This window comes from Pseudomonas sp. HMWF006 (assembly GCF_003061205.1).
GTDB classification, from domain to species: domain Bacteria; phylum Pseudomonadota; class Gammaproteobacteria; order Pseudomonadales; family Pseudomonadaceae; genus Aquipseudomonas; species Aquipseudomonas monsensis.
On the sequence record NZ_QAIU01000518.1, the window covers coordinates 1 to 10230 of the forward strand.

Annotated in this window: 6 protein-coding genes; all 6 read left to right on the forward strand. The window is 56.2% G+C overall.

What is annotated here, in order from left to right:
- Window positions 1-2527: DNA-directed RNA polymerase subunit beta (gene rpoB, locus DBR24_RS23120; RefSeq protein ID WP_128615912.1), on the forward strand; the 2527-nt coding region annotated here is incomplete at its 5' end.
- A 64-nt stretch (window positions 2528-2591) separates the two neighbouring features.
- Window positions 2592-6791 carry a DNA-directed RNA polymerase subunit beta' gene (gene rpoC / locus DBR24_RS23125; protein WP_007962225.1) on the forward strand — a complete coding sequence of 1400 codons (4200 nt, stop codon included), beginning with the start codon at window positions 2592-2594 and terminating at the stop codon, window positions 6789-6791.
- Window positions 6792-7006: 215 nt separating this feature from the next.
- Window positions 7007-7378 carry a 30S ribosomal protein S12 gene (rpsL, locus tag DBR24_RS23130; protein WP_003186084.1) on the forward strand — a complete coding sequence of 124 codons (372 nt, stop codon included), beginning with the start codon at window positions 7007-7009 and terminating at the stop codon, window positions 7376-7378.
- A gap of 107 nt (window positions 7379-7485) precedes the next feature.
- Entirely contained in the window at window positions 7486-7959 is a 474-nt protein-coding gene (gene rpsG / locus DBR24_RS23135; protein ID WP_016772941.1) for a 30S ribosomal protein S7, read from the forward strand.
- 30 nt (window positions 7960-7989) lie between these two features.
- Window positions 7990-10095, forward strand: a complete 2106-nt coding sequence (fusA, locus tag DBR24_RS23140; RefSeq protein WP_064589462.1) for an elongation factor G — start codon at window positions 7990-7992, stop codon at window positions 10093-10095.
- A 31-nt stretch (window positions 10096-10126) separates the two neighbouring features.
- Window positions 10127-10230 (forward strand): GTP-binding protein (locus DBR24_RS23145; RefSeq protein ID WP_146051608.1); only part of this gene is annotated, 104 nt, incomplete at its 3' end.

Sequence of the window (10230 nt, forward strand, 5' to 3'; positions counted from 1 at the left end):
GTCTCAGTTCATGGACCAGAACAACCCGCTGTCCGAGATCACCCACAAGCGTCGTGTTTCTGCACTCGGCCCTGGTGGTCTGACTCGTGAGCGCGCAGGCTTTGAAGTTCGTGACGTACACCCGACTCACTACGGCCGTGTATGCCCGATCGAAACGCCGGAAGGTCCGAACATCGGTCTGATCAACTCCCTGGCGGCTTACGCTCGCACCAACCAGTACGGCTTCCTGGAAAGCCCGTACCGCGTGGTGAAAGAGGGTGTGGTCACCGACGAGATCGTGTTCCTGTCCGCCATTGAAGAAGCCGATCACGTGATCGCGCAGGCTTCGGCGACCATGAACGACCAGAAAGTCCTGATCGACGAACTGGTAGCCGTACGTCACCTGAACGAATTCACCGTCAAGGCGCCGGAAGACGTCACTTTGATGGACGTTTCGCCGAAGCAGGTAGTTTCGGTCGCAGCGTCGCTGATTCCGTTCCTCGAGCACGACGACGCCAACCGTGCGTTGATGGGTTCGAACATGCAGCGTCAAGCTGTACCAACCCTGCGCGCTGACAAGCCGCTGGTAGGTACCGGCATGGAGCGTAACGTAGCCCGTGACTCCGGCGTTTGCGTCGTGGCTCGTCGTGGCGGCGTGATCGATTCCGTCGACGCCAGCCGTATCGTGGTTCGTGTTGCTGATGATGAAGTCGAAACCGGTGAAGCGGGTGTCGACATCTACAACCTGACCAAATACACCCGCTCGAACCAGAACACCTGCATCAACCAGCGTCCGCTGGTGAGCAAGGGTGATCGCGTTCAGCGTAGCGACATCATGGCCGACGGCCCGTCCACCGACATGGGTGAACTGGCGCTGGGTCAGAACATGCGCATCGCGTTCATGGCATGGAACGGCTTCAACTTCGAAGACTCCATCTGCCTGTCCGAGCGTGTTGTTCAGGAAGACCGTTTCACCACGATCCACATTCAGGAACTGACCTGTGTGGCCCGTGACACCAAGCTTGGCCCAGAGGAAATCACTGCGGACATCCCGAACGTGGGTGAAGCTGCACTGAACAAGCTGGACGAAGCCGGTATCGTTTACGTAGGTGCTGAAGTAGGCGCAGGCGACATCCTGGTGGGCAAGGTCACTCCGAAAGGCGAGACCCAGCTGACTCCGGAAGAAAAACTGCTGCGTGCGATCTTCGGTGAAAAAGCCAGCGACGTTAAAGACACCTCCCTGCGCGTGCCTACCGGCACCAAAGGTACTGTCATCGACGTACAGGTCTTCACCCGTGACGGCGTTGAGCGTGATGCTCGTGCACTGTCGATCGAGAAGTCCCAGCTGGACGAGATCCGCAAGGATCTGAACGAAGAGTTCCGTATCGTTGAAGGCGCGACCTTCGAACGTCTGCGCTCCGCTCTGGTAGGCCACAAGGCTGAAGGCGGCGCCGGTCTGAAGAAGGGTCAGGACATCACCGACGAAGTACTCGACGGTCTTGAGCATGGTCAGTGGTTCAAACTGCGCATGGCTGAAGATGCTCTGAACGAGCAGCTCGAGAAGGCTCAGGCCTACATCGTTGATCGCCGCCGTCTGCTCGACGACAAGTTCGAAGACAAGAAGCGCAAACTGCAGCAGGGCGATGACCTGGCTCCAGGCGTGCTGAAAATCGTCAAGGTTTACCTGGCAATCCGTCGTCGCATCCAGCCGGGCGACAAGATGGCCGGTCGTCACGGTAACAAAGGTGTGGTCTCCGTGATCATGCCGGTTGAAGACATGCCGCACGATGCCAATGGCACCCCGGTCGACGTCGTCCTCAACCCGCTGGGCGTACCTTCGCGTATGAACGTTGGTCAGATCCTTGAAACCCACCTGGGCCTCGCAGCCAAAGGTCTGGGCGAGAAGATCAACCGGATGGTCGAAGAGCAGCGTAAAGTCGCTGAGCTGCGTACCTTCCTGGACGAGATCTACAACCAGATCGGCGGTCGTAACGAAGATCTGGACAGCTTCTCCGATCAGGAAATCCTGGATCTGGCGAAGAACCTGCGTGGCGGTGTTCCAATGGCCACCCCAGTGTTCGACGGCGCCAAGGAAAGCGAAATCAAGGCCATGCTGAAACTGGCAGACCTGCCGGAAAGCGGCCAGATGCAGCTGACTGACGGCCGTACCGGCAACAAGTTTGAGCGTCCAGTTACCGTTGGCTACATGTACATGCTGAAGCTGAACCACTTGGTAGACGACAAGATGCACGCGCGTTCTACCGGTTCGTACAGCCTGGTTACCCAGCAGCCGCTGGGTGGTAAGGCGCAGTTCGGTGGTCAGCGTTTCGGGGAGATGGAGGTCTGGGCACTGGAAGCATACGGTGCTGCTTACACTCTGCAAGAAATGCTCACAGTGAAGTCGGACGATGTGAACGGCCGTACCAAGATGTACAAAAACATCGTGGATGGCGATCACCGTATGGAGCCGGGCATGCCCGAGTCCTTCAACGTGTTGATCAAGGAAATTCGTTCCCTCGGCATCGATATCGATCTGGAAACCGAATAACACGTGACGCGAATCGAGAGCGGGGCAGGATTGCCCGCTCTCTGCTCCGCCAGGAGGAAAGGCCTTGAAAGACCTACTGAATTTGCTGAAAAACCAGGGTCAAGTCGAAGAGTTCGACGCCATCCGTATCGGATTGGCCTCGCCTGAGATGATCCGCTCGTGGTCGTTCGGTGAAGTTAAAAAGCCGGAAACCATCAACTACCGTACGTTCAAACCTGAGCGTGACGGTCTGTTCTGCGCCAAGATCTTTGGCCCGGTAAAGGATTACGAGTGCCTGTGCGGTAAGTACAAGCGCTTGAAGCACCGTGGTGTGATCTGCGAGAAGTGCGGCGTTGAAGTTGCACTGGCCAAGGTTCGTCGTGAGCGCATGGCGCACATCGAACTGGCTTCGCCGGTAGCCCACATCTGGTTCCTGAAATCGCTGCCGTCGCGTATCGGCCTGCTGATGGACATGACCCTGCGTGATATCGAACGCGTTCTCTACTTCGAGAGCTATGTCGTTATCGATCCAGGCATGACCACCCTTGAAAAAGGTCAGCTGCTGAACGACGAGCAGTACTTCGAAGCGCTGGAAGAGTTCGGTGACGACTTCGACGCCCGCATGGGTGCAGAAGCTGTCCGTGAACTGCTGCACGCTATCGACCTGGAACACGAGATTGGCCGTCTGCGTGAAGAAATTCCGCAAACCAACTCCGAAACCAAGATCAAGAAGCTGTCCAAGCGTCTGAAGTTGATGGAAGCCTTCCAGGGTTCCGGCAACCTGCCAGAGTGGATGGTGCTGACCGTTCTGCCGGTTCTGCCGCCAGATCTGCGTCCACTGGTCCCGCTGGATGGCGGTCGCTTCGCGACTTCCGACCTCAACGATCTGTATCGTCGAGTGATCAACCGTAACAACCGTTTGAAGCGCCTGCTGGATCTGTCCGCTCCGGACATCATCGTGCGCAACGAAAAGCGTATGTTGCAGGAAGCGGTCGATGCACTGCTCGACAACGGTCGTCGTGGCCGCGCTATCACCGGTTCGAACAAGCGTCCTCTGAAATCCCTGGCTGACATGATCAAGGGTAAGCAAGGTCGTTTCCGTCAGAACTTGCTCGGTAAGCGTGTTGACTACTCCGGTCGTTCGGTAATTACCGTAGGCCCGACCCTGCGTCTGCATCAGTGCGGTCTGCCGAAGAAGATGGCTCTCGAGCTGTTCAAACCGTTCATTTTCGGCAAGCTGGAAATGCGTGGTCTCGCGACCACCATCAAAGCGGCCAAGAAAATGGTCGAGCGCGAACTGCCAGAGGTTTGGGACGTTCTCGCTGAAGTGATTCGCGAACACCCGGTTCTTCTCAACCGTGCACCGACCCTTCACCGTCTGGGTATCCAGGCGTTTGAACCGGTACTGATCGAAGGTAAGGCTATCCAGCTGCACCCTCTGGTCTGCGCCGCGTACAACGCCGACTTCGACGGCGACCAAATGGCCGTGCACGTACCGCTGACGCTGGAAGCCCAGCTCGAAGCGCGTGCGTTGATGATGTCGACCAACAACATTCTGTCGCCAGCCAACGGTGAGCCAATCATCGTTCCGTCGCAGGACGTTGTATTGGGTCTGTACTACATGACTCGTGAAGCGATCAACGCCAAGGGCGAAGGTCGTGTATTTGCGGATCTGCAGGAAGTTGACCGTGTGTTCCGTGCCGGCGAAGCCGCACTGCACGCCAAGGTTAAGGTTCGTATCAACGAAACCGTCAACGACCGTGACGGCAACAGCGTAAGCGGCACCCGTATCGTCGACACCACTGTCGGCCGTGCGCTGCTGTTCCAGGTTGTGCCAAAAGGTCTGTCGTACGACGTCGTCAACCTGCCAATGAAGAAAAAGGCGATCTCCAAGCTGATCAACCAGTGCTACCGCGTGGTTGGTTTGAAAGAGACCGTGATCTTCGCTGACCAGTTGATGTACACCGGTTTCGCTTACTCGACCATCTCCGGCGTTTCCATCGGTGTTAACGACTTCGTTATCCCGGACGAAAAAGCCCGCATCATCGGTGCAGCCACCGACGAAGTGAAAGAGATCGAGAGCCAGTACGCCTCCGGCCTGGTAACCCAGGGCGAGAAGTACAACAAAGTGATCGACCTTTGGTCGAAGGCGAACGATGAAGTTTCCAAGGCGATGATGGCCAACCTCTCGAAAGAGAAAGTCATCGACCGTCACGGCGACGAAGTCGACCAAGAGTCTTTCAACTCGATGTACATGATGGCCGACTCGGGTGCGCGGGGTTCCGCAGCACAGATTCGTCAGCTGGCCGGTATGCGTGGTCTGATGGCCAAGCCGGACGGTTCCATCATTGAAACGCCGATTACTGCGAACTTCCGTGAAGGTCTGAGCGTACTCCAGTACTTCATCTCGACTCACGGTGCTCGTAAAGGTCTGGCGGATACCGCGTTGAAAACTGCGAACTCCGGTTACCTGACTCGTCGTCTGGTAGACGTGGCGCAGGATCTGGTTGTAACCGAGATCGATTGCGGCACCGAACACGGTCTGCTGATGACTCCGCACATTGAAGGCGGTGACGTTGTAGAGCCGTTGGGTGAGCGCGTATTGGGTCGTGTTATTGCCCGTGACGTATTCAAGCCAGGCACCGAGGACGTAATCGTTCCTGCCGGTACTCTGGTAGACGAGAAGTGGGTTGAATTCATCGAGCTGAACAGCATCGACGAAGTGATCGTGCGTTCGCCGATCAGCTGCGAAACCCGCTATGGCATTTGCGCCAAGTGCTACGGCCGTGATCTGGCTCGCGGTCACCAGGTGAACATCGGTGAAGCGGTCGGCGTTATCGCTGCCCAGTCCATCGGTGAGCCGGGTACCCAGCTGACGATGCGTACGTTCCACATCGGTGGTGCGGCAAGCCGTACTTCCGCAGCCGACAGCGTTCAGGTGAAGAATGGCGGTACTGTCCGTCTGCACAACCTGAAACACGTTGAGCGTGTGGATGGCCACCTGGTTGCTGTGTCCCGTTCCGGTGAGCTGGCAATCGCTGATGACTTCGGTCGTGAGCGCGAGCGTTACAAGCTGCCGTACGGTGCCGTGATTTCGGTTAAAGAAGGTGACAAGGTCGACGCTGGCGCAATCGTGGCCAAGTGGGATCCGCACACTCACCCGATCGTTACCGAAATGAAAGGTACCGTGACCTACGTGGGCATGGAAGAAGGCATCACGATCAAGCGTCAGACTGACGAATTGACCGGTATGACCAACATTGAAGTACTCGACGCGAAAGATCGTCCAGCTGCGGGCAAAGAAATCCGTCCAGCAGTGAAGATGGTCGACGACAACGGCAAGGATCTGTTGCTGCCAGGCACTGACGTTATCGCTCAGTACTTCCTGCCAGCCAACGCCCTGGTCGGTGTGGCTGACGGTGCGAAGATTGCGATCGGTGATGTTATCGCGCGTATCCCGCAAGAAACTTCGAAGACCCGTGACATCACCGGTGGTCTGCCGCGTGTTGCCGACCTGTTCGAAGCTCGTCGTCCGAAAGAAGCGTCGATTCTGGCTGAAGTCAGCGGCACCATCGCGTTCGGTAAAGAGACCAAAGGCAAGCGCCGTCTGGTTATCACCCCGAACGACGGTAGCGATCCGTATGAAGAGCTGATTCCGAAGTGGCGTCACCTGAACGTGTTCGAAGGCGAACAGGTAAACCGCGGCGAAGTTATCTCCGACGGTCCGAGCGATCCGCACGACATCCTGCGTCTGCTGGGTGTGAGCGCGCTGGCCAAGTACATCGTTAACGAGATCCAGGACGTTTATCGTCTGCAAGGCGTGAAGATCAACGACAAGCACATCGAGACCATTCTGCGTCAGATGCTGCGTAAAGTTGAGATCTCCGAGTCCGGCGATTCCAGCTTCATCAAGGGCGACCAGATGGAACTGACTCACGTACTGGTAGAGAACGAGCGTCTGAACGCGGAAGACAAGTTTGTCTCCAAGTTCACTCGCGTTCTGCTGGGTATTACCAAGGCGTCGTTGTCGACCGAATCGTTCATCTCCGCGGCTTCCTTCCAGGAAACCACCCGCGTACTGACCGAAGCGGCAGTCACCGGCAAGCGCGATTATCTGCGCGGCCTGAAAGAAAACGTGGTCGTGGGTCGTCTGATCCCGGCCGGTACCGGTCTGGCTTATCACAGCGAGCGCAAACGCCGCCGTGATGCTGACAAACCGTTGCGCGTAAGCGCCAGTGAAGTGGAAGCTGCACTGACCGAAGCGCTGAACTCGAGCGGTAACTGAGTTCTGCGATAAATGAGCTGAGGCCCTGATCGCTCCGTTCGTCGAATCGAGACAAATTGTCAAGGTTCGACGGGCGGGGAGGTCGGGGCCTTGCCTTGACTGGGGGCAAGATCCTCTTTAGACTCTTGATCCCCTAAATTTGGCGGGAATTCGTTCCTGCCATTTTGCTTTTCTTGCAAGACAATAGCGTCGCAAGACAACAGTGGAGCTAGTAGATGGCAACTATCAACCAGCTGGTACGTCAGCCGCGTAAGCGTATCGTCGAGAAATCCGACGTACCTGCGCTGCAGAACTGCCCGCAACGTCGTGGCGTGTGCACCCGTGTGTACACCACTACGCCGAAAAAACCTAACTCGGCACTGCGTAAAGTATGCCGTGTGCGTCTGACCAACGGTTTCGAGGTTTCCTCGTACATCGGTGGTGAAGGCCACAACCTGCAAGAGCACAGCGTGGTACTGATCCGCGGCGGTCGTGTAAAAGACTTGCCAGGTGTTCGTTACCACACCGTTCGCGGCTCCTTGGATACTTCCGGCGTTAAAGGCCGTAACCAGGGTCGTTCGAAGTACGGTACCAAGCGTCCGAAGTAATCGGTCGTTTTGCAGATTTTTATTTTATTGAGTCGATAAGAGTAAGGTCGGGCACGCATCCATCGGATCTGTCCCGAGCTAACCTGAAGACCGCTTGAGGGCTTATCATGCCAAGACGTCGCGTAGCAGCAAAGCGTGAGATTCTGGACGATCCGAAATACGGAAGCCAGATCCTCGCCAAATTCATGAACCACGTTATGGAAAGCGGCAAGAAAGCCGTTGCCGAGCGTATCGTTTATGGTGCCCTGGAAACCGTTGCGGCTCGTAAGGCCGGCACCGATCCCCTGGAACTCTTCGAAAAAGCACTCGACGCCATCGCTCCGCTGGTCGAAGTGAAGTCGCGCCGCGTTGGTGGTGCTACTTACCAGGTTCCGGTCGAGGTTCGTCCTTCCCGTCGTAACGCTCTGGCAATGCGCTGGTTGGTAGACTTCGCCCGTAAGCGCGGCGAGAAGTCTATGGCTCTGCGCTTGGCTGGCGAGCTGCTGGATGCTGCTGAAGGTAAAGGTGCTGCTGTTAAGAAGCGTGAAGACGTGCACCGTATGGCCGAAGCTAACAAAGCTTTCTCGCACTACCGCTTCTAATTTTAGCTTCACTAATTTTGCGAGGGCTTTATGGCTCGTACTACTCCGATTAGCCGCTACCGTAACATCGGTATCGTCGCTCACGTGGATGCTGGTAAAACCACCACCACCGAGCGCGTTCTGTTTTACACCGGCAAAAGTCACAAAATGGGCGAGGTGCATGACGGCGCCGCGACCACAGACTGGATGGTTCAGGAGCAGGAGCGTGGTATTACCATTACTTCTGCTGCTATTACCGCCTTCTGGAAAGGTTCCGAGAAGCAGTACCCGCACGAGCATCGCTTCAACGTAATCGATACCCCGGGCCACGTAGACTTCACTATTGAAGTAGAGCGTTCCCTGCGCGTACTCGACGGCGCTGTCGTTGTGTTCTGCGGTACTTCGGGTGTTGAGCCTCAGTCGGAAACCGTATGGCGTCAGGCCAACAAGTACGGCGTTCCACGTCTTGTTTACGTAAACAAGATGGACCGTGCTGGCGCTAACTTCCTGCGCGTGATCGGTCAGATCAAGCAGCGTCTGGGTCACACTCCGGTGCCAATCCAGTTGGCAATCGGCTCCGAAGACAACTTCCAGGGTCAGATCGATCTGATCAACATGCAAGCTGTCTACTGGAATGACTCCGACAAGGGTATGGTCCCTGTTCGCAAGGACATTCCTGCCGAGCTGCAAGAGCTGGCTGAAGAGTGGCGCAACAACATGGTTGAAGCTGCTGCCGAAGCCAACGAAGAGCTGATGAACAAGTACCTGGAAGGCGAAGAGCTGTCGATCGAAGAGATCAAAGCTGCTTTGCGTCAGCGTACTATCGCCGGCGAAATCGTTCTGGCTGTTTGCGGTTCTTCGTTCAAGAACAAGGGCGTTCCCCTGGTTCTCGACGCCGTTATCGACTTCCTGCCTGCTCCTACCGATATTCCTGCTATCAAGGGTTCCAACCCTGATAACGAGGAAGAGGAAATGGAGCGTCACGCAAGTGATGACGAGCCGTTTGCTGCTCTGGCGTTCAAAATCGCTACCGACCCATTCGTGGGTACCTTGACCTTCGTCCGTGTTTACTCGGGCGTGTTGAACTCCGGCGACGGCGTAATCAACTCGGTTAAAGGCAAGAAAGAGCGCGTGGGTCGTATGGTGCAAATGCACGCAAACGCCCGTGAAGAGATCAAGGAAGTACGCGCTGGCGACATCGCGGCCCTGATCGGCATGAAGGACGTCACCACTGGTGAAACCCTCTGCAACGCTGACAAGCCAATCATCCTGGTTCGCATGGACTTCCCGGAGCCGGTTATTTCGGTTGCCGTAGAGCCTAAGACCAAGGATGACCAGGAAAAAATGGGTATCGCTCTGGGCAAACTTGCTCAGGAAGACCCGTCTTTCCGCGTTAAGACTGATGAAGAGACTGGTCAAACGATCATCTCCGGCATGGGCGAGCTGCACCTGGACATCCTGGTTGACCGGATGCGCCGTGAGTTCAACGTCGAAGCCAACATCGGCAAGCCTCAGGTTTCGTATCGTGAGCGCATCACGAAGAACTGTGAAATCGAAGGCAAGTTCGTTCGTCAATCCGGCGGTCGTGGTCAGTTCGGTCACTGCTGGATCCGTTTTGCTCCTGCTGACGAAGGTCAGGAAGGTCTGCAATTCGTGAACGAAGTAGTAGGTGGTGTGGTTCCTAAGGAATACATCCCGGCTATCCAGAAGGGTATCGAAGAGCAGATGAAGAACGGCGTTGTTGCCGGCTATCCGCTGATCGGCCTGAAGGCTACCGTGTTCGATGGTTCTTACCACGACGTCGACTCCAACGAGATGGCGTTTAAGGTGGCTGCTTCCATGGCGACCAAGCAACTGGCCCAGAAGGGCGGTGGTGAGTTGCTTGAGCCGATCATGGCGGTAGAGGTTGTTACGCCTGAAGACTATATGGGTGATGTGATGGGCGACCTTAACCGTCGTCGCGGCATGATCCAGGGTATGGAAGACACAGTGTCCGGCAAGGTTATCCGTGCCGAGGTTCCGCTGGGTGAGATGTTCGGTTATGCGACCGACGTTCGTTCCATGTCTCAGGGTCGCGCAAGCTACTCTATGGAATTCAAAAAATACGATACGGCTCCGTCGCACATCGTCGAATCCGTAACCAAAAAACAAGGCTGATTCAGCCCCTTTAGGCTAGGAGTTAATTGTCGTGGCTAAAGAAAAATTTGATCGTTCCCTACCGCACGTCAACGTTGGCACCATCGGTCACGTTGACCACGGTAAAACCACTCTGACCGCTGCTCTGACTCGCGT

Bases quoted from the DNA above. Each gene is read 5' to 3' on its own strand.
- fusA (WP_064589462.1), top strand. From the start codon at position 7,990: ATGGCTCGTACTACTCCGATTAGCCGCTACCGTAACATCGGTATCGTC.
- rpsG (WP_016772941.1), top strand. From the start codon at position 7,486: ATGCCAAGACGTCGCGTAGCAGCAAAGCGTGAGATTCTGGACGATCCG.
- rpsL (WP_003186084.1), top strand. From the start codon at position 7,007: ATGGCAACTATCAACCAGCTGGTACGTCAGCCGCGTAAGCGTATCGTC.